The organism is Pseudomonas sp. MF09156 (assembly GCF_059862305.1).
Map to the genome: position 1 here is coordinate 1 of NZ_JCBCUR010000010.1, position 20,285 is coordinate 20,285.

At 64.2% G+C, this 20,285-nt stretch carries 17 protein-coding genes; 3 read left to right on the forward strand and 14 right to left on the reverse strand.

Annotated elements, in window-relative coordinates; all coding sequences use genetic code 11:
* Window positions 1-359: 359 nt before the first annotated feature.
* Together AC19YY_RS20335 and ccoN are read right to left on the reverse strand one after the other, a co-directional pair.
* Window positions 360-581 carry a cbb3-type cytochrome c oxidase subunit 3 gene (locus AC19YY_RS20335; RefSeq protein WP_169952532.1) on the reverse strand — a complete coding sequence of 74 codons (222 nt, stop codon included), beginning with the start codon at window positions 579-581 and terminating at the stop codon, window positions 360-362.
* Window positions 581-2,008 (reverse strand): cytochrome-c oxidase, cbb3-type subunit I, encoded by a 1,428-nt coding sequence (gene ccoN, locus AC19YY_RS20340; protein WP_500604744.1) that lies wholly within the window; start codon window positions 2,006-2,008, stop codon window positions 581-583. The genes AC19YY_RS20335 and ccoN overlap by 1 nt, the downstream gene beginning before the upstream one ends.
* Window positions 2,009-2,247: 239 nt before the next feature.
* On the opposite strand from ccoN, the gene nirA reads away from it, so the two are divergent.
* Window positions 2,248-3,918 (forward strand): nitrite reductase NirA, encoded by a 1,671-nt coding sequence (gene nirA / locus AC19YY_RS20345; protein ID WP_500604745.1) that lies wholly within the window; start codon window positions 2,248-2,250, stop codon window positions 3,916-3,918.
* Complete coding sequence (locus AC19YY_RS20350) at window positions 3,915-4,442, forward strand: DUF934 domain-containing protein (protein ID WP_500604746.1); 528 nt, start codon at window positions 3,915-3,917, stop codon at window positions 4,440-4,442. The genes nirA and AC19YY_RS20350 overlap by 4 nt, the downstream gene beginning before the upstream one ends.
* Here the strand turns inward: AC19YY_RS20350 and AC19YY_RS20355 are convergent.
* Window positions 4,414-6,714, reverse strand: coding sequence for a tetratricopeptide repeat protein (locus AC19YY_RS20355; protein ID WP_500604747.1), 2,301 nt, complete (start codon window positions 6,712-6,714; stop codon window positions 4,414-4,416). The genes AC19YY_RS20350 and AC19YY_RS20355 overlap by 29 nt on opposite strands.
* Window positions 6,715-6,907: 193 nt before the next feature.
* Between AC19YY_RS20355 and AC19YY_RS20360 the strand changes: the two genes are divergently transcribed.
* Window positions 6,908-7,579, forward strand: coding sequence for a DUF3313 domain-containing protein (locus tag AC19YY_RS20360; RefSeq protein ID WP_500604748.1), 672 nt, complete (start codon window positions 6,908-6,910; stop codon window positions 7,577-7,579).
* Between the two features lie 206 nt (window positions 7,580-7,785).
* Here the strand turns inward: AC19YY_RS20360 and AC19YY_RS20365 are convergent, their stop codons facing one another.
* The 11 genes from AC19YY_RS20365 to AC19YY_RS20415 form a co-directional block, all read right to left on the reverse strand.
* Window positions 7,786-10,275, reverse strand: coding sequence for a spermidine synthase (locus tag AC19YY_RS20365; RefSeq protein WP_500604749.1), 2,490 nt, complete (start codon window positions 10,273-10,275; stop codon window positions 7,786-7,788).
* Between the two features lie 180 nt (window positions 10,276-10,455).
* The gene (locus AC19YY_RS20370; RefSeq protein WP_169952525.1) at window positions 10,456-12,042 is read right to left on the reverse strand and encodes an arylsulfatase; all 1,587 of its coding nucleotides are present in this window, start codon (window positions 12,040-12,042) and stop codon (window positions 10,456-10,458) included.
* Window positions 12,043-12,117: 75 nt separating this feature from the next.
* Window positions 12,118-13,119, reverse strand: coding sequence for an HAD family hydrolase (locus AC19YY_RS20375; protein ID WP_500604750.1), 1,002 nt, complete (start codon window positions 13,117-13,119; stop codon window positions 12,118-12,120).
* On the reverse strand, window positions 13,116-14,171 hold the full coding sequence (locus tag AC19YY_RS20380) for a hypothetical protein (protein ID WP_500604751.1): 1,056 nt from the start codon (window positions 14,169-14,171) through the stop codon (window positions 13,116-13,118). The genes AC19YY_RS20375 and AC19YY_RS20380 overlap by 4 nt, the downstream gene beginning before the upstream one ends.
* Complete coding sequence (locus AC19YY_RS20385) at window positions 14,164-15,675, reverse strand: vWA domain-containing protein (protein WP_500604752.1); 1,512 nt, start codon at window positions 15,673-15,675, stop codon at window positions 14,164-14,166. Before AC19YY_RS20385 ends, AC19YY_RS20380 begins: the two co-directional genes overlap by 8 nt.
* Window positions 15,656-16,657 carry a vWA domain-containing protein gene (locus tag AC19YY_RS20390; RefSeq protein ID WP_169952521.1) on the reverse strand — a complete coding sequence of 334 codons (1,002 nt, stop codon included), beginning with the start codon at window positions 16,655-16,657 and terminating at the stop codon, window positions 15,656-15,658. The genes AC19YY_RS20385 and AC19YY_RS20390 overlap by 20 nt, the downstream gene beginning before the upstream one ends.
* Window positions 16,644-17,114 carry a DUF4381 domain-containing protein gene (locus AC19YY_RS20395; protein ID WP_169952520.1) on the reverse strand — a complete coding sequence of 157 codons (471 nt, stop codon included), beginning with the start codon at window positions 17,112-17,114 and terminating at the stop codon, window positions 16,644-16,646. The genes AC19YY_RS20390 and AC19YY_RS20395 overlap by 14 nt, the downstream gene beginning before the upstream one ends.
* Window positions 17,111-18,034 carry a DUF58 domain-containing protein gene (locus AC19YY_RS20400; RefSeq protein WP_169952519.1) on the reverse strand — a complete coding sequence of 308 codons (924 nt, stop codon included), beginning with the start codon at window positions 18,032-18,034 and terminating at the stop codon, window positions 17,111-17,113. Before AC19YY_RS20400 ends, AC19YY_RS20395 begins: the two co-directional genes overlap by 4 nt.
* A complete protein-coding gene (locus tag AC19YY_RS20405) occupies window positions 18,031-19,005 on the reverse strand; it encodes an AAA family ATPase (RefSeq protein WP_169952518.1) in 975 nt (324 codons plus the stop codon). The genes AC19YY_RS20400 and AC19YY_RS20405 overlap by 4 nt, the downstream gene beginning before the upstream one ends.
* Before the next feature lie 24 nt (window positions 19,006-19,029).
* Window positions 19,030-19,539 carry a hypothetical protein gene (locus AC19YY_RS20410; RefSeq protein WP_500604753.1) on the reverse strand — a complete coding sequence of 170 codons (510 nt, stop codon included), beginning with the start codon at window positions 19,537-19,539 and terminating at the stop codon, window positions 19,030-19,032.
* Window positions 19,536-20,267 (reverse strand): DUF2092 domain-containing protein, encoded by a 732-nt coding sequence (locus AC19YY_RS20415; RefSeq protein WP_169952516.1) that lies wholly within the window; start codon window positions 20,265-20,267, stop codon window positions 19,536-19,538. Before AC19YY_RS20415 ends, AC19YY_RS20410 begins: the two co-directional genes overlap by 4 nt.
* Window positions 20,268-20,285 lie beyond the last annotated feature (18 nt).

A 20,285-nucleotide genomic window follows, 5' to 3' on the forward strand; every position in this document is an offset into this window, starting at 1 on the left:
GGCTTGCCTGCGATGGTCGTTAACGATGACGAATGAATACCAGATACTCTGATGTGTTCTTTCGGGCGTCATCGCAGGCAAGCCAGCTCCTACAGGGGAATGCAGCTTCGCGCTCTGGTTCTGCTGTCGCTCTGCTTTTGATCTGGCTTTTGATCTTAGGTGCCCCTTCAAACCACGATGGCCGCAGGCAGGTATTGCGCAGTGGGCACCCCGGCATGGATGCCGGGGTAGCCGCGACACGGCCATGACCGCAGCAACGGATATGTACTCACACCCAACTACAAAAAAAGAGCGAGTTGTGTAGACACCTATGGCCATCGCAGGCAAGCCCGCTCCCACAAAAAGCCCAACACCGAGCTTTAGAGCTCGACATTACCCCAGCCCGGCTTGGCCTCCTCAGGTGCCACCGCCTTGACCTGTTTGCCTGTCGCCAGCTCCACCCGCCGCGCCACTTCCGGGTCGTCGGCAAACGGAATCAAGCTCGCCTCATCCAAGGTTTCCCCCGATTGCCCGCGCAGGCAGTACTCCACGGCGCCATACAGGCAGATCACCGCCGCCAGGTTGAAAATGACCTCCCACATCAGGCGATCTGCGCATCATTGTGCGCCACCTTCAGGTCGGCCACCCGTACGGTGCGCCAGGTGTTGTAGGCCATCAGCAACATGCCGCCAAGGAAGAACACCCCACCGGCAAACCGCACCACAAACCCCGGGTGGCTGGCCTGCAAGGCCTCTACGAACGAGTAGGTGAGGGTGCCGTCGTCGTTGACCGCCCGCCACATCAGGCCCTGGGTGATGCCGTTGACCCACATCGAGGCGATGTACAGCACCGTGCCGATGGTTGCCAGCCAGAAGTGCAGGTTGATCAGCGGCACGCTGTACATCTGCTCGCGACCGAAGACTTTCGGGATCATGTGGTACAGCGAGCCAAAGGTGATCATCGCCACCCAACCCAGGGCACCCGCGTGAACGTGGCCGATGGTCCAGTCGGTGTAGTGGGACAGGGCGTTGACCGTCTTGATCGCCATCATCGGCCCCTCAAAGGTCGACATGCCGTAGAACGCCAGCGACAACACCAGAAAGCGCAGGATCGGGTCGGTGCGCAATTTATGCCAGGCGCCCGACAGGGTCATCATGCCGTTGATCATCCCGCCCCAGCTGGGTGCCAGCAGGATCAGCGACATGGCCATGCCCAACGACTGCGCCCAGTCCGGCAGCGCGGTGTAGTGCAGGTGGTGGGGCCCCGCCCAGATATACAGGGTGATCAGCGCCCAGAAGTGCACGATGGACAGGCGATAGGAATACACCGGCCGCCCGACCTGCTTGGGCACGAAGTAATACATCATTCCCAGGAACCCGGTGGTCAGGAAGAACCCCACCGCGTTGTGCCCGTACCACCACTGCACCATGGCGTCGGTGGCGCCGGAATACACCGGGTAGGACTTGAACCAGTCCACCGGGATCGACAGGTGGTTGACCACATGCAGCATGGCGATCACCACGATAAACGCGCCGAAGAACCAGTTGCCGACGTAGATGTGCTGGGTCTTGCGCTGCACCACGGTGGTGAAGAACACAATGGCGTAGGCCACCCACACCACGGTCATCCACACCGCGCCGGAGAATTCGATCTCGGCGTATTCCTTGGTGGTGGTGTAGCCCAGGGGCAGGGTGATCAGCATGATCACAATCACCGACTGCCAACCCCAGAACGTAAAGGCGGCGAGCCAGTCGCTATACAGGCGCACCTGGCAGGTACGTTGCACCGCGTAGTAGTTGGCGGCAAATTGCGCGCTGCCGGCAAAGCCGAAAATCACCAGGCTGGTGTGCAGTGGCCGCAAGCGGCCAAAGGTGGTCCAGCGCAGGTCCAGGTTCATGTCCGGCCACACCAGTTGGGAGGCGATCCATACGCCCATGGCCATGCCGATAACGCCCCATACCACGGTGGCGATGACGAATTGACGGACAACCTTATAGTTATAGGCCTGCCCGGTTGATGCTGTGCTCATGGTCAGTCTTCCACGGTTTCAAGTCCCGGGCACTGTAGGAAATCCATGAAAAACAAAACAGGCTCAGAAAAACTACATTAATACGGATCAGAATTTATCCCTTAAAACATGGGGTATTGCACGGCTGATATGGTTTTTTAGTTTTTAGCTGAATCTGTGACGCATTGAGCTGTAAGTGCATAGTCGCTCCCATAGAAACCGCTGCCGTCGAGCGCGGTCAGCCATGATGAGGTAGCGAGATGTATCGGTACGATGAGTACGACCGGGCCCTGGTCTTGGAGCGTGTGGCGCAGTTTCGTGATCAGGTCGAACGGTTTGTCGCTGGCGACCTGAGCGAAGAAGAATTCCTGCCGCTGCGCCTGCAAAACGGCCTGTACCTGCAAAAACATGCCTATATGCTGCGGGTGGCGATCCCCTACGGCACCCTCGGTGCGCAGCAGTTGCGCACCCTGGCGAGCATTGCCCGGGACTACGATCGCGGCTACGGCCACTTCACCACGCGCCAGAACATGCAGTTCAACTGGATCGAGTTGCAGCAGGTGCCTGACATCCTCCAGCGCCTGGCCGAAGTCGACATGCATGCGATCCAGACCTCCGGCAACTGCGTGCGCAACATCACCACCGAAGCCTTTGCCGGGGTGGCCGCCGACGAGTTGCTGGACCCGCGCCCGCTCGCGGAAATCCTGCGGCAATGGTCGACCATCAACCCCGAATTCCTGTTCTTGCCGCGCAAGTTCAAGATCGCCATCTGCTCGGCGCGCCAGGATCGGGCGGCGATCATGATGCATGACATCGGCCTCTATCTTTACCAGGACGCCAGTGGCCACATGCTGTTGCGCGTACTGGTAGGCGGCGGCCTTGGGCGCACGCCGATCCTCGGCTTGCAGATTCGCGATGGTTTGCCCTGGCAGCACCTGCTGTCGTACGTCGAGGCGGTGCTGCGCGTGTACAACCGCCATGGCCGGCGCGATAACAAGTACAAGGCGCGGATCAAGATCCTGGTCAAGGCCCTGGGCATCGAGGCGTTTTCCCGGGAGGTGGAGGAGGAGTGGCAGCACCTGCGCGACGGCCCGGCGCAATTGACCGAGGATGAGTACCAGCGCGTGGCCTCGGCCTTTGTACCACCGCATTATCAGGCCCTGCCCGACACCGACCTGGACTTTGGCACACACATGGCTGACAGCCCGGCGTTCGCGCGCTGGGTGACACGCAACGTGCAGCCCCACAAAGTGCCGGGCTACAGCAGTGTGGTGCTGTCCACCAAGCCGGGGATTGCCGCGCCGCCGGGCGACGTGACGGCCGAGCAGATGGACGCCGTGGCGCAGTGGGCCGAGCAGTTCGGCTTTGGCGAAATCCGCATCGCCCATGAACAGAACATCGTACTGCCGGATGTGCCCAAGGCGTGGCTGCATGCGTTGTGGTCCCTGGCCTGCGAGCAGGGCCTGGGCAGCGCCAATGTCGGCTTGCTGACCGACATTATCGCCTGCCCCGGCGGCGACTTCTGTGCCCTGGCCAACGCCAAGTCGATCCCCATCGCCCAGGCGATCCAGCAGCGCTTCGACAACCTCGACTACCTGCATGACCTGGGCGATATCAGCCTGAATATCTCCGGCTGCATCAATGCCTGTGGGCATCACCACATCGGCAATATCGGCATCCTGGGCGTCGATAAAAATGGCAGCGAGTGGTACCAGATCACCCTGGGCGGCGCCCAGGGCAAGGCCAGTGCGCTGGGCAAGGTGATTGGCCCTTCGTTCAGCGCCGCACAGATCCCGGATGTGATCTCACGCCTGATCGCCACCTACGTCCGCTACCGGGAGAGCGACGAACCCTTTATCGACACCGTGCAACGCATCGGCCTGGAGCCGTTCAAGGAGCGGGTGTATGGCAGCGTGGTGCAACCGGTATGAACAATCTGTTGAGCCTGGAACAGGGCGTGGCCCGTATCAAGCAGGATGACCCCTGGACCCTGGTGCGCGACGCCGCCGTACCGCTGCCCGCTGGCCCGTTGATCCTGCCGCTGGCCCTGTGGCTGAGCCGGCGTATTGCGCCAGAGCCGCCGCAGGACGCGGTGTGGCTCGGCCCGGACGATGAAGTCGAACACCTGCAGCCGTGGCTGGAGGTGTTGCCGCTGATTGCCCTGGACTTCCCCAGCTTTCGCGATGGCCGGGCCTACAGCCAGGCCTATCTGCTGCGCACGCGCATGGGCTGGCAGGGCGAGTTGCGGGCGGTGGGGGATGTGCTGCGCGACCAACTGAGCCATATGCGCCAGTGTGGTTTCGACGGGTTCGCCGTGCGCGAGGACAAGTCGGCCGTCGACGCACTCAAGGGCCTGGCGGGCATGAGCGTGAGCTATGGCCGCTCGGTGATTGAGCCGCGGCCGCTGTTTCGGCGGCGGCAGGTGCTTACTTCAATGCCGGGTCGCCAGGATTGAGTTTTTTCCAGCCCTGCATCACCACTTGCGCCTTGGGTTCCTGATTGTTCTCCAGGTAGTACTGGATCAGCGACAGCCGCGCGTTACGGTTATACGGTTGGCGCTGGAGCAGTGCTTCCAACTGCTGGCAGGCCTTGTCGACCTGACCACCGTCGTGCAACGCCACCGCCAGCACAAAGCTGTACTGCCCGTTGCCCGGTTCCAGGCGGGCGGCTTCGCGCAAGTGCGTCAGCGCCGACGGCGTATGGCCCTGGCGAATCAGCATCAACCCTTGGGTATGTTGCAGCAGCGCGGCCTCGGGATGTTGCTTGAGGTTTTCGGCAACCAGGCGGCGGGCTTCTTCGCCCCGGCCATTGGCCTCCAGCCACTGTGCGAGGGTCACCAGCGCCGGGTAGAAGTCCGGGTCGCGCAGCAGCGCCGTGCGCAGTTGGGCTTCGACCAGGCCGGCGCGCCCGCTGGCCTGGTACAGCATGGCCAGGTTGAGGTTGGCTTCGGCGCGCTCTTGCAGGCTCCGTTGCACGTTCTCGTATTCACCGATGGCCTGTTCCCAGGCCGGGCCCAGGCCTTGAGCTGCGACGCTGAGCAGATCCCGCGCGGCGAGAATGCGCACCGCCCGCACCGGGTCCTTGAGCAAGGGGCGATACAGCGCCACGCGCTCGGCAGGCGGCAGCAAGGCGCTGACCGCCCGTAGCGCACGCTCGCGCACCTGTGGGGCAGGGTGGCCCAGGTCTTTGGTCGCCAGCTTCAACGCCTGCTCACTGGGGTAGTTGGGCAACTCGGCCAGCAGCGTGGCGCGTTGGATCGCCGGCAGGTTGCTGCGCGCCAATTGCTCATACAACGCGTGTGCCGCACCCGGCTGGCCGCCGCGAATCAGCGCCAGGCTTTCGTCGTAGCGTGGGGCCTGGAGTGTCTGGCTGTGGTCCCACAGTTTGAATTGTGCGCTGATCTTGTCGCCGGCCTTGCCCTGGTGGCAGCTCAGGCAGGCGTCCGGGGTGCCGAGCCTGGCGGCGCGCTCGGGGTTGGGGATGCTGAAGCTGTGGTCATGGCGAAAGTCGTTGCCCATGTAGAACTTGCCGGGCATATGACAATCGACGCAAAACGAGCCGGGCTGCCCGGCGACATGGCGCGTGTGTTCCGGCGCTTCGTAATTCCTGGCCTGTAACCCGCGACCATCTACCGAGGCAACCGCAGTCTTGCCCGCCGTGTTGTGACATTGCAGGCACACACCGTTGCCGGGGGCCTTCAACTGGTTGCTATGGGGGTTATGGCAGTCGGTGCAGCGCACGCCCTTGTCGGCCATCTTGCTCTGGGCGAAGGAGCCGTGCTCAAACACTTCGTCCTTGATCTTGCCGTCCAGGGCATACAACTCGCGGGTCAGCACGCTGGGCAGGTAATCATCCATCAGGCGCTTGCCCACGGTATAGCCATCACCCAGTGGGGCGCGGCGTGCATGGCAGCGGGCGCAGGTTTCAAGCTCGACGGTGGCGTCCTTGTCCTTCAAGTCCACGGCAAAGCCTGCATGCAACAGGTCGCCTTTCTTCGCTGCCCATTGCGCATGGTTCGAGGCCGGGCCATGGCAGGCCTGGCAGCCGACTCCGAGGCTGTTCCACTGGCTGTCGAAGCGGTTGTTGGGCGCATCGAAATTGCGCTGGTAGCCGGTGGTGTGGCATTCCACGCACATGAAGTTGGCGTTTTGACTCGGCTTGCTCCAGTGCAACGGGTTCTTGAAGTTCACGCCCTGGCCGGGATAGAGGTGGAACCAGCGGTTTTTTTCGGTATCCCAGGCCACGCCCAAGGCCTGCAAGCGTCCGTCGCCGACCTCGATCAGGTACTGCTGCAAAGGGGCGATGCCGAAGGTGTAGGCGACCTTGAAGTCGGCAGGCTTGCCATCGACCCCCGGGGTGTTGACCCAGAACTCATCGCCCCGGCGCAGGAAGCGAGTGGTTTCGCCTTCGCCCTGGAACGAGGCATTGTTGAAATCGGCCGGTACCGTCTGGGGGGTTGCCTGCTGCATTGCCAGTTGATGGTGAGAACCTTGCCAGTCCTTGGCCTGGGGTTGATGGCAGCCCTGGCATTGCTGCTCGTCCAACATGTGCGCAGGCGGCGTCGGCGGTTTAGCCACAACAGCCACCGGTGTGGGCGCCGGCAGCGGCAGCTTGGGCGTACTGGCCTGGAGGAACAGCCAGATCGCGGCCATCGCCAGTAGCAAAACGGCAATCAACAGTGGGTAGAGATAACGACGGGATGAATCACGGTGGCTGACCTTGGGCATGCGACTTCCGATGTCCGATGCATTGACGCTCTATGGCGTGCTTAAGCTGTGTGCAGCTTTGACGCAGGTCAGGGCCCTGTCAAATCAGGGGTGTGAAATAAGCCGCACTTATGTGCCAGTAGTAGGATATTTTTCCAGAGTTGGCTATACCTGTTACTTCACGTTTCGACGATAAACGCCAAGGAGTTGCGCCATGAAGCTAGGGCTCATGATCAGTACGCTGTGTATTGCCTCACTCGGGGTGACCGGGTGTGCAAGTAAAGTCCCGCAGCCGGATGAGTATTCGGGATTTCTGTCCGACTACAGCCAGTTGCGCGAAGCCAAGTCGCCGTCGGGCGCAGAGGTGATGCGCTGGGTCGATCCCAAGCTCAATCTGAACCGCTACACCTCGGTGTATATCGAGCCGACTCAATTTTTCCCCAAGCCCCAGGCCACCGCGCAAATCCCCGAAGACACCTTGCGCAGCATCAACGAGTACTACAACCAGGCGCTCAAGCGTGAGCTGGTCAAGTCCCTGCCATTGGCCAACGCCCCGGGACCTGGGGTGATTGTGGTGCGGGCGGCGATCACAGCGGTCAGCCGCAAGACCGAAGGCCTCAAGCCGTACGAGTACATTCCAGTCGCCCTGGTGGCAGCAGCGGTGAGCACCGGCACCGGGATTCGTGACCAGGAAACCACCCTGGGCACCGAGGCGCAGTTTCTCGATGGCGACAGTGGCCGGGTGATCGCCCAGGTCGTGCGCAAAGGCACGGGCAAGCCTTTGGACAACGATACCCAGGTGATGAAAGCGGCGGATGTGAAGGCGGTGATGGATGGCTGGGCGGCGGATCTGCACCAGTCCTACCTCAAGCTCAAGGCCAAGTAACCCACCCAACGCCTACAGGGGATGGGGCTTCGCGCTCCAGCTCTGCTTTTGATCCTGATCTTGGGCGCCCCGGCATGGATACCGGGGTAGCCGCGACACGGCCATGAGTGGCCGTTATCGCAGCAATGGATATGTGCACAAGCCCAAGAACCACTACACAGTTGTGTAGATACTCATGCTCATGGGCGGCAAGCCAGCCCCACCCATCAATCCCCGACAAACCACCGGTAATACGGATTGGCCCCATCCTCCTGCAACACCTGGCGGATATCCCGGCCCCAGGCCGCACGATCACCGTCATAGGCGTGCAGGCTGGCGCGGTAGAACTGCATCAGGCGTTGTTGTTCGGCATCCAGGGTGCGCAGCAATACCCCATCGGCATTCAGCAAGGGCGCAGGCACTCGCAAGTCGAGCAAGGCCGGCAACACCCGCTTGATCTCCTGGCTGCGCACCCACGGTGCATATTCGATACGCGGCTGGTCATCGGTGACGGCCAGGGCCTGCCCGGCAAAGCGCTCCAGCCCGTTGCGATCGGTAACCCAGGTCGCCAGCAGGGTCGCGGCCGAATCAATGCCAACCTCGGCCAGGGCGCTGCGCACCGGGGCTTGCTCGAAGCGCTGGCGAATACGCGCGGCGTCCAGCTCGATTGGCTCCATGGAGCCCACCAACAGCATCTCGTGGAACTCGCTGGTCCACAGCGTGGCGTAGGGGAACACGTCGAGGAAGCTGCGCACCAATGATTGCGAGTCTTCGATGTTCTGCGTCGGCAGCGGTAGCCACTGGGCCAGCAGGCCGTGTTTTTCCAGGCGCCGCGCGGCCAGTTGGTAGAAGTCGCGCGAGTACAGGTTGACCACGCCGGCGGCGGAGGGCGGTGGTGGTTCCAGGGTGATCAAGTCATAGGCCTGGGGGCTGCGCAGCAGTTCCTGGCGACCGTCGCGCAAGCGCACCTGCACGCCGGAATCGCTGGCAGCGTTGTAGTTGCCCTTGAACAGCGGCGCCGCTTGCACCACAGCAGGCAGCAGTTCTGCGACGACCCGTTGCTCCAGCCCCGGATAACGCAACAGTGCGCCGGCAGTGATGCCGGTGCCAAAGCCGATCACCAGCGCCGCACGGGGCTCGGCGTTATGGATCAGCAACGGCAGCAGGGCCTGGATGCGCATATAGCGCAGGGACGGCATGGCGTCGCCGGTGTTGGACACGCCCTGGATGTACAGGCGCTGAAAGGCCCGCGTGCCCTTGCCCTGGGTGACCACCGCGACGGTCGCGCCACGGCCTTCCTGGTAAAACGCCAGGCTGGCATTGCGTGCGCCGGGCAGCAGGTTGGCCAGGCGGTCCATCGGGGTCAGCAGGGCCACGGCCAATGACAACAGGCCGATGGCCGCCACGGCCTGGCGGCGACCTTTTTTCACCCCATGGCCACGGCGCACCGCGATGTAGCCCACCACGCCGGCAATCACCGCCAGCAGGCCCAGGGTGCGCACCAGGCCGAGCCAGGGGATCAGCACAAAGCCGCAGAGCATCACCCCGACAATCCCGCCCAGGGTGTTGAACGCCACCACCGCGCCCACGTCCCGGCCTACCTGCGCGCCGCCCACACTCAGGCGCAGCGCCAGGGGAAACGCCGCGCCGAGCAACAAGGTGGGCACAAACACAATGCACAAGGCGGCCATTGCAAAGCGTGCGCTCATGCCTGGCAATTCGCTGCCGCCGAAGCTCAGTACCAGCGCTTCAGCCTGGGTTTGCAGGAGCACCAGCCAACGGCCCAGCAAGGCGATTTCCAGCAGGGCCACCAACCCGGCACCGGCAATCAGCAGACCGAAGACGCCCCACGGATCGCGAATGCGTGCGACCCGGCGCGCCATCAGTTGGCTGCCGATAAACAGCCCGGCCAGGTAGGTGGCCAGCACCACGGCAAAGGCATAGGTGCGGGTACTCATGAATTGCACGATGGACTGCGACCAGACCACTTCATAACCCAGGGCCACGCCGCCGGCGATGGCATACAGCACCAGCGCCAGGCGCGCCGGTTGGGTCTTGGACGGGGCATTGACCGACGTTGCGCGATGGCGCACGTACAACAAGGCGCCGACGGCGGCGAGCAGGTTGAGCAAGGCGGCCACCAGGGCACTGCCGCGCACGCCAAAGGTGGCGATCAGCACAAAGGCCGTGAGCAAGGTGCCAACGATGGCCCCGGCGGTGTTGGCCGCATACAGCCGGCCACCGGCCTGGCCCAGGTCCTTGGCATCGACGTTGAGGGCGCGCACCAGCACCGGCAGCGTGCCGCCCATCAACAGCGCAGGCAGGCCCACCAGGGCGAAAGGCAGGACCCAGGCCAACAGGCCGATGCGCTGTTCCAGCCAGGCAAACGGGCTGGCGGCCATGCCCAGGGCCAGCGTGGCGCTGACTCCGAGCACGGCGACGAGAATTTCCAGAGCGGCGTAAAGCACCAGCGGCCGTGCGAGCCGATCGGCCCAGCGGCCAAACAGCCAGCTACCCAGGGCCAGCCCGGCAAAGAAGGCACTGATCCCGGTGGTGATGGCATAGACCTCGACCCCAACCACCAGTGACAGCTGCTTGATCCAGAGCACCTGGAACACCAGAGCGGCGCTGCCGGAGATGAACAGCAGCAGGGCGGGGATCAGCAGGGTGGAGGTCTGGAGACGGGCCAGGGGTTGGCTGGCAGTGCGTGAAGACATTGCAGATTGCCTTGTTCAAAGGGAACAAATATTTCAAAACTGGCGAAGATGCCCGGTGCAAACCGGGTTTAGTGTGGGAGCGGGCTTGCCCGCGATAGTGCAGTGTCAATCAATGCATTAGGTGACTGATCCACCGCTATCGCGGGCAAGCCCGCTCCCACACAAGCCCGCTCCGACCTTTTACTGCGCCGGCGCTGCCTTCATTTTCTCGGCGATTTTCGCATCCACCGCCGCGCGAATCTGGTCGATGCTGAAGCTCGCCGGTTTCTGGCTGGGTGGGTACTCGATGAAGGTTTCGAGGAAGGCCGCCGATTTGGTCACCGCGACGCCCGCCAGGTACACGTTCTTGGTGCTCCAGTCGTAATACTGGTCAGACACCACGTCCGCCCGCTCGTACGGGTCCATGCGCAAGTTGAGGATCTTCGGCACCCGCAGGCACACGAACGGCTCGCTCCAGACCCGGAAACCGCCAGGCTGGCGTTGTTCGCAGAACACCACTTTCCAGTTGTCGAAGCGCATCGATACCAGCACCCCGTCGTCGTTGAAGTAGTAGAACTCGTTGCGTGCGCCTTTAGGTTGCTGGCCGGTCAGGTACGGCAGTTGGTTGAAGCCGTCCAGGTGCACTTTGAAGTTGGCGCCGCCCGCGACCGGGGCCCAGCCTTTGAGCAGCTTGTCCTTGACCTCGGTATCGCCGGCCGCCGCGAGCAGGGTCGGGAACCAGTCCATGCCCGAGAGCATTTCGTTGGAGACTTCGCCGCCCTTGATCTTGCCCGGCCAGCGAATGATCGCCGGCACCCGGTAGGCGCCTTCCCAGTTGGAGTTCTTCTCGTTGCGAAACGGCGTGGTTGCCGCGTCCGGCCAGGAGAACTGGTTGGGCCCGTTATCGGTGGTGTAGACCACGATGGTGTTGTCGGCGATTTTCAGGTCGTCGAGGGTCTGCAGGAGTTTGCCGACGTCACCGTCGTGCTCCAGCATGCCATCGGCGTACTCGTTGCCGGGCATGCCGCTCTGGCCCTTCATCGAGTCGCGCACGTGGGTGAACACGTGCATGCGCGTGGTGTTCATCCAGACAAAGAACGGCTTGTCGGCCTCGGCCTGTTTCTTGATGAACGCCTGGGCGGCGGCGGTGGTTTCGTCGTCGATGGTTTCCATGCGCTTGGTGGTCAAGGCGCCGGTGTCTTCGATCTTGCCGTCGGCAAAGCTGTGAATCACCCCACGTGGAGTGTTGGCCTTGACGAAGGCCGCGTCGTCCTTGGGCCAGTAAGGGCGTTCCGGCTCTTCTTCGGCATTGAGGTGGTACAGGTTGCCGAAGAACTCATCGAAACCATGGTTGGTGGGCAGGTACTCATCGCGGTCGCCCAAGTGGTTCTTGCCGAATTGCCCGGTGGCGTAGCCCTGGGACTTGAGCGCCTGGGCGATGGTGATATCGCGCTTTTGCAGGCCCACCGGTGCACCGGGAATGCCGACCTTGGACAAGCCAGTGCGCAACGGCGTCTGGCCGGTAATAAAGGACGAGCGCCCGGCGGTGCAACTGTTCTCCGCGTAATAGTCGGTGAACATCATGCCTTCCTTGGCGATACGGTCGATGTTCGGGGTCTTGTAGCCCACGACGCCCATGGAATAGGCGCTGATATTGGTTTGCCCGATGTCATCGCCGAATATCACCAGGATATTCGGCTTTTCGGCGGCCAGGGCTGTCGCCCCGACCCCCATCACTGAAACCGCCACCAGGGCCAGTTTCGGTAGCCACTTGCATATGCGAGTCATGAGACCTGCTCCTTTATCGGCTTGAGTCGCACTGCTGCGACCAACGTTTACTACAGTCCATCGCGACGTCTTTGCTTATTGCAGCTGCTTTTGCACAACCGGCTCGAACGGGTAGATACGCCGCCAGTCGGCGGCCATATCGACCACGGTCCAACCCTTTGTATTGGCCTCGTCCAGGGCCTTGTCCAGGCGCCCCACCGAAGAGTTGCGGTCATACGCCCACTCCCGCGCAGCGTCGGTGTGGTGCACCAGCCCCATGAAACGTTTCCCCGCGCCTGCCGCCGTCCATTGCAGCATCTGCAAGTCGCCGTCGGAGTTGCCGAAGGCGAGGATCGGTCGCCGGCCAATCACCGCATCGATGCTTTCCGGCTTACCCGGGCCATCGTCGTTATGGGCCAGCTTGGCGGTACGCAGGATATGCGGCTTGCCGTCGTTGATCTGGAACTGCGTGACGAAGCTGCTGCCGATCACCTGTTCCGGCGGTACGCCATAGACCACGTCGGCAAAGGCGCGCATGAAGGCGGTGTCGCCGCCGGACACGATGTAGGTCTTAAATTGCTGGCTGCGCAGGTAGTCGAGCATTTCCAGCATCGGCTGGTAGATCATCTCGGTGTAGGGCTTGCCGGTTTTCGGATGGCGGGCCTGGGTCAGCCAGGCCTTGGCATTGGCGATAAAGGTCTCGGTGCTGATCCCGGTATGGGTCGCACCGATGATTTTCAGCAGGCCGTCCATGCCGCTCTGGGCCAGGGCCTGGTGGTCGTTTTCCAGCACGGCCTTGAACGGTTGGGTGGTTTTCCAGTCCGGGTGCTGGGGCGCCAGGCGCTTGATTTCATCGAACGCGAACAGCACCTGGAAGTACGCCGGCTGCTCGGTCCACAGGGTACCGTCGTTGTCGAACACGGCGATGCGCTCGGCGGGCTTGACGTAGTCCGTCGAACCTTCGGCGGTCACGGCCTGGACGAATTCGATGATGTGCTGTTTGCTCGGTCCTTCATTCCATGATGGCAGCGGGTCGCTGGCCAATGCGGGAAAGCTCAGGCACAGCAGCAGGGGCAGGGAGCGGCGCAGAGACGTCATGGGAAATCCTTTTCGCGACGGGGGTTCAGTGGTAGCAAGCGTAGTCGACGGCAGACCCGGCGCAATGTTGTCCAGGCGCGGCGCCACAGTGCTGGCAGCCGTGGCCAGAGCGAGTGGCCGAGGTAGCCGGCCAATAGCAGCAGCACCAGCGCCGCGCTCCAGGCCAGGCCGTGGCGCGACAGTTGCCAGCGCGTGTGTTGGCCCAGGTCCTTGAGGTCCTGGGCGATCGAAAAGGTCGGGCGGTAGTCGCTGCCAGCCAGGGCTTCGACGCTGATGGCGGGCAACTGCGCCACTTGCAGGCGATGGTTGCGGCTGTCCCACCATTTCACGCTGATGGCCGGTAACTGGTAATGGCCGCCCTGTTCGACCCGGTATACCCAACGGTCCACGCGTTGGCCGCCGCTGACAGTACCGCGCCCGTCGTCCAGATTGCTGATCAACGGCGCCTGCGGGTAAGCGCGCAGGCCTTCGATCGAGGCTTGAGGCGGCGCCGGCAAGGACAGCGCCGGGGTGTTGTCGGCTTGCAGGGTGAGGGTGCGGGTCAGGCTGTCGCCCACCTTCAGCGGTGTGGCCGAGGTGCTGAGGTGTTGGCTCAGGCGCACCCCTTCGGCCACCAGCAGGTTCTCGCCGGGGTTGAATCCGGGTGGCCGCGTGGCCTTGAACGCCAGTGGCGCGCTGTGCGCAGTCAGAGGGGCGCTGGCCTGACCGGGTTGGGCGCTGACGGCCAGGGACGGCACGTTGAACTGCTGTGCCACGTTGGGAGTGATGCGGTAGCGATAGCGCATGCCATAGAAGTTCTGGCCGTCGATCACCTGGGTCAGGTGCTCGGCCTCGCCCCCCGGTGCCTCGACCCGGGCGCCCGGCAATTGCAGGGCGGGCAGGCTGGCGGCAGTGGTGAACCAGGTGTCGGTCAGCACGTCCACCTGCAACTGCGCTTGCTCGCCCACCATCACTGCCGGGCCGGGCAGCAGTTGCACGTGCACCTTGAGTTGCGGCTCGCCGGCCATGAGCTGTGTGCAGAACAGCAGGCCGAGCAGGGCAGGCTTATTCATGGGCGCCGCCCTGGTCTTGCAGGCTGAATTTGCGCCGCAGGAAGTTGGCCGGCGAGGTGGTCAGGTTCTGCAACCACAGGGCGTCACTGCTGGCTTGTTCGGTCTGCACCGCCTTGGTTTGGCCCTTGCCGGGCGTCTTGTCGAACTTGATCGCGTCGGGCTTGACCTCGGGGGCGTTGTCGGCGGCGCTTTCGGTGTCTTTTTTCAGGGCCATGGCCAATGCCAGGTTGGCACTGGCCTCGGGGAACTGTGGCTGGCGCTGCAAGGCTTGCTGGTAGGCGCTGATGGCCTGGTCGAACTTGAAGCGGCGCACATGGATATTGCCCAGGTAGAACGCCGCCTGCGCGCTGTCGAGTTGGGCGAAGGTGGCCTGGGCCAGATCGTAGTCGGCGGCGTTATAGGCCGCGATGCCTTTCCAGTAGGGGTCGACAAACAGGCGGGCGGCGGCGGGGTAGTGATGGTGCTCGAAGGCCCAGCGCCCTTGTTGATCGGCTGTCAGAAAAGCATCGGCCAGCCCGTTGGCCTGGGCCGGCGCGGGTTGCAGGAACAGGCCCAGCATCACCACGGCGGCCCAATTCAGGCTCCAGCCCCGGCGCACGCCGAACAGTGCCACCAGCAACAGCGGCCAACACAGCCAGTAGCCTTCGTCTTTCCATTGCAGGGCGCGCTGTTGTTCATCGGCCGCCTGGAAGTGCTGCTGCGCGTGCAGCTCCACCCAGTCCAGGTCGTCGTCATTGAGGGTCAAGCTGCCCAGCGGCGCATCGGTGGCGGCGGCCAGTTGCTTCAAGGCCGGGGCGTCGAAACTGCCGGGGTTGCTGCCCACCGCCAGGACCAACACTTGCAGCGGGCTGTCGGCCAACAGGGGCTTGAGCCGCGGCAGTTGGGCGACGTCGGCCCCGTCGCTGAGCAGCAGCAGGGTGCCGGGGGACTTTTCTGCGTCGAGCAGGCGCCTGGCTTGCTCGATGACCGCAGCCACGTCCTTGCCCGGCCGTGTGATCAGGTCGCTGGCGAGGGCCTGGATAAAGCTGTCCAGCAGCGCCGGGTCATCGGTGGGCGGCAACACCAGGTGCGCGCTGCCGGCGTAGACGATCAGTGCGGTTCTTGCGCCTTTGCGCCGCGCAACCAGGTCATGCACCTTGTGTTTGGCCGCTTCCAGGCGGGTGGGCGGCACGTCGATGTTGTCCATGGACGGGGACAGGTCGAGGGCAATGATCAACGGTGCGCGATTCTCCAGGAAGGCCGGTCGGTCCTGCTCCCAGGTCGGCCCGGCAGCGGCGAGGGCGCCGAGCACCAGCAACGCACTGGCCAGGTGCACCGGGCGCAGGCGATGGGGATCGCTGGGCGTGAGCAACAGGTGCGGCAACAGGTGCGGGGCGATATTGCCGCGCAGGCGGCGTTGCAGGTCGCGGTTACGCCGCCAGAGCAGGGGCAGCAGCACGCCGATCAAGGCCAGTAGCAGCCAGGCGGGGCGCAGGAAGTGCAAGTCACTGAGGTTGAACGCCATCCGGCACCTCCCGTCTGGTGCGGTACGGCCATGCTGCAGCGATCAGGTGGTATACGGCGAACACACTCAAGGCTGCGCCCAGGGGCAGCCAGAACAGATCGCGCTTGGGTTGGTGGCTGAGGGTCTGGACCTGATGGGGGGTGAGCTGGTCGAGGGTGCTGTAGATCTGGTCCAGGGTGTCGCGGTTTTCTGCACGGAAATAGCGCCCGCCGGTGGCGTCGGCAATCTGTTGCAAGGCGCCCAGGTTGACCTTGGCCTCGCCCGACGCGCCGGGGTCGCCAATGCCGATGGTATGGATTACCACGCCTTTGGCCGCAGCCATGCTGGCGGCGTGGTCCGGGGTGATTGCGCTGCTGGTGTCGTTGCCGTCGGTGAGCAGGATCAGCACTTTCTCCTGCTCGTGGGCCGCGTCCAGCAGCTTCAGGCTCAGGCCGATGGCATCGCCAATGGCCGTGTTGGGCCCGGCCATGCCGATGCCGCTGTCATCGAGCAGCAGCGCCAGGCTGGCATGGTCCAGGGTCAGCGGTGCCTGGGGGTAGGCGCCGCTGCCAAACAGGATCAGGCCCAGGCGGTCATCCTTGCGCCGCTGGATAAACCCCTGCACCACCTGTTTGACTGCGGCCAGGCGGTCAATCTTCTGGCCGCTGGCGTCGGTGAAGTCCTGGGTCTGCATGGACTGGGAAATATCGATGGCCAGCATCAGGTCGCGCACCGGCTGTTGGCGTTCGATAGGTTTTTCTACCCAGACCGGGCGCGCCACGGCCAGCACCAGAAGGGCCCAGACCAGCAGGTTGAGCAGCAATTGCCCGCGATTGCTGCGGCTGCCGCTGGCTGCCGGGGCTTGCCCCACCGCGCGGCTCATCCCGGCGAAAAACGGCACCCGCACCGCGCTGCGCGCCTCGTGGTAGGCGGGCAGGTAACGCCAGGCCAGCCAGGGCGCTGGCAGCAGGAGCAACAACCAGGGGTAATCAAGCTGCCACATGATGCCCCTCCACCCAGGTTCGGCACTGGGCCAGCAGGCGTGCACGCTGTTCGGCGCCCAGCGCCTCGGGCGGCGCGTAAGCCAGTTCGGCCAGTTGCCGGCTGAGGTCTGCCGGCACCTGCCCAGCGCCATGGCGTTGCAGGAAGGCTTGCCAGTCGGCGCCACTCAAGGTCGGCACGCGTTGCAGCTCTTCGGGGGCCAGGGGCATCGACAGCGCCACGCGCTTGAGTAACACCGGCAGTTCCCGTAGATCCTCCAGCGCATCCAGGCGGGCCAGGGCCTCACGGCGATAGGCATTGCGGCGCCACGCAAGCCAGGCCCTGGCCGCCCACACCAGCAGGCCGAGGATCAGCAGGCCGAGCAGCAGCCACCAACCCCAGGTCTGCGGCCAGTAGCTGACGGGCGCGGGTAAGCCCAGCTCTTGCAGCTGTTCGATGCTCGGCACCTGGGCGTTCAACGGCGCCTGCCCAGTTCGTCGCGCAATTGCTCGGCGGCGGGCAGGGCGCTGCTGAACATCAGCACGGGCACCTGGCTGCGCCGCAACAGGTTGGCGACATCCTTGAGGCGGCCGCCGAGAAAATCCCCCAGGGGTTGGCGCACCTGCTGTTGTTGCACGGCCAATTCCACCTGCAACTGGCCCTGGGTCACGCGCAGTTGGCCACTTTTGGGCACGTTGAGGGCCAGGGGATCGTAGACCTGCAAGGCGAGCACATCGTTATGGGCCGACAGCTGACGCAGCAGTTGCAGGGTGCGCGGCCCGGCGCCGGCAAAGTCGCTGACGATGCAGATCAAATGGTCATGCCCGGCCAGCGCCAGGCAATGCTGCAAGACCTTGTCCAGTTGCCCGTCGCCCTCATGGTCCGGATTGCGCGCATTGAGCGCCTGGTTGTGCTGCACGATACGGCTGCACAGGGCCTCGACCCGCTTGCGGCTGCGCAACGGGGCCACGGCGTCGATGCGCTCATCGTTGAACACCACGCCGCCGACCCGGTCGCCTGCGTTGAATACCATCCACGCGGCGAGCGCCGCCAGTTCGGCGGCGACGGCTGATTTGAAGCTGCGCACCGAGCCAAAGAACATCGACATGCGCTGGTCGACCACGATCAAGGCCGGGCGGTCGCGCTCTTCGGTAAAGGCGCGCACCACCGGCTTGCCGGTGCGCAGCGAGGCGCGCCAGTCGAGGTGGCGCAGGTCGTCACCGGGCTGGTAGCGCCGCAGTTCATCGAAGTTCAGGCCGCGCCCGCGCAGGCGTGACGCATGGTTGCCCGCCAGGATGCTGCCCTGGGGCTGGCGCGCCACAAAACTCAAGCCCCGTGCCTGGAACTGCAGGGCCATCAACTGCCCGAGGGACACGTAGACCTGACCGTCGGCGTTCATGCCGGGATCGCCACTTTGGCCAGCAGGCGGTCGAGCACCTGATCGGCACTGACTCCATCGGCCACCGCGTCGTAGCTCAGTTGCAGGCGATGGCGCAGTACTGGATGCACCACCGCTTGCACGTTGGCCGGAGTGACGAATGCCTGGCCCTGCAACCAGGCATCGGCGCGTGCGCAGCGGTCCAGGCCGATGCCGCCACGGGGGCTGGCGCCGAGGCTGATCCAGCGTGCCAGGTCCGGGTCGTAGTCGCCGGGATGGCGGGTGGCGTTGATCAGGTCGATCAGGTAGCGGTCGATGGCCGGCGCGACCTGCACGGCGCTGACTTCCCGGCGGGCGGCGAAGATCACCTCTTGTGCCAGGTTGAAGCCCTGAGTGACAGGGGCGTCGCCTGCCTGTTCTTCGGCCCGCAGCAAGCGCAGCACCTGGCTTTCATCGTCGGCGCTGGGGTAGTCGAGGAGGATTTTCAGCAAAAAGCGGTCCATCTGCGCTTCCGGCAGTGGGTAGGTGCCTTCCTGTTCGATGGGGTTCTGAGTGGCGACCACGATAAACAGTTCGGGCAGCGCGTGGCTGGCGCCGGCCACGGTGATTTGCCGCTCTTCCATGGCTTCGAGCAGGGCGGCCTGGACCTTGGCCGGGGCGCGGTTGATTTCATCAGCCAGGATCAGGTTGCCGAACAAGGGGCCGGGCTGGAAACGGATCTGGTTCTGCCCGTCCACCTGGTGCAGCACCTCGGCGCCGGTGATGTCCGAAGGCAGCAGGTCGGGGGTGAACTGGATCCGGCTCATTTGCGCGTCGAGGTGCCTGGCCAGGGCCTTGACCGTGCGGGTCTTGGCCAGCCCCGGCAGGCTTTCCAGCAGCAGGTGACCGTTGGCCAGCAGGCCCAGGAGGATCTGCCGGATAACCTGGTCCTGGCCCAGCACGCTTTCGGCGATGCTGGCTTGCAGGGCGTTAAGATCGTTGAGCGCTGTCATCACAATCATCCTTGAAACATTGGATCACCAGGGTGCGGCGACCACGATGTACTGCACGGAACTGCCGACGTACTGCGGTTGGTACCAGGTCGGCCCGCAATGCTGGTAGGCCACGCCATTGGCGATGACCGACACGCAATCGACCGGCACCGTGTTGACCCGCGTGCCGATGGCCAGGATCGTCGCGGTGGTGGCGCCGATCACGGCGGCCGTGGCCCAGGGGTGATACCAATCATCCGGCGGCGGTGGTGGCGGTGGTGGCGGCGGTGGCATCGGGTAAGGATGCGGCCCAGGCCCTGGTCCCGGCCCGGGATACGGATGCGGCCCCGGCTGCGGGTGTGGCTCGGGATGAGGCGGCATGGGCCGGGGCGCCGGCATCGGGTGCGGCGGCGGTGGATGGAAACCGCCACCGCCATGGGGCACGACGAAGGTCCGTGCGCCACCACCGCCGCGCATCTGCCAGGCGTGGGCGGTCAGCGGGTTGAACAGGGTCAGCAGCAAGCTGGCAGTGAGCACCGCCGCCACGGGCTTCATGGTTGTGCTCCTGCGGGGGCCAGGGGGATTGCCCGGGCACCGGCTGGCGGGGTGAATTCAAAGTCGCGGTCGTTGCTCGGGGCGTCCAGCTGCCAGCGATAGTCGACGCTGTGGCGCGGCTGCCCGGCGCTGTCGCGGCGGCTGATCACCAGGCGGCACGGCAGTGGCTGCGGGCCCTGGCGCACCCACAGTTGCCAGTCGATGTCCGGTTGGCGGTAGGCGTAGTGATCGCATACCTGGCCATTGAGGGTCTGGCTGTCGATCCATAGTGCGTCGCTCAGACCGGCGGCCTTGGCGGTAGTGGCGTCCCAACGGAACAGGTCGGCCAGGGGCAGTTCGATGCCGTACCGTTCACTTAATTGGGCGAGCAGGCTGGCGATATCCGTGGGAGCGGCCTGCTCGGTGAAGTAGCCGCTGCGGCTGTCGTAGAGGGTGAAGCGCTGGCCGTTATAGAACAGGCTGCGGCGCTCGCCATTGCGTTCCACCTGCACCCGCAGCTTGTCGGGCTGCCTGGCCTGCAGGTGAGTCTGGTGATTGAACTCGATGACCTGGCCGCTCTCCAGGACCTGGTCGGTGCGGCTGTCGGTATCGAGCCGTAACTGCTGCACGCTGCGCAGATAGCTGCCCATCTGCTCCAGGGCGGCCAGGGCCTTGGGCTCCAGTTCGCCGGCCACGGCACCGCCGCTGACAAGCAGCAGGCCCAGCAACATACGATGAAAGCGCGACATGGCGTACCTCACGAATGC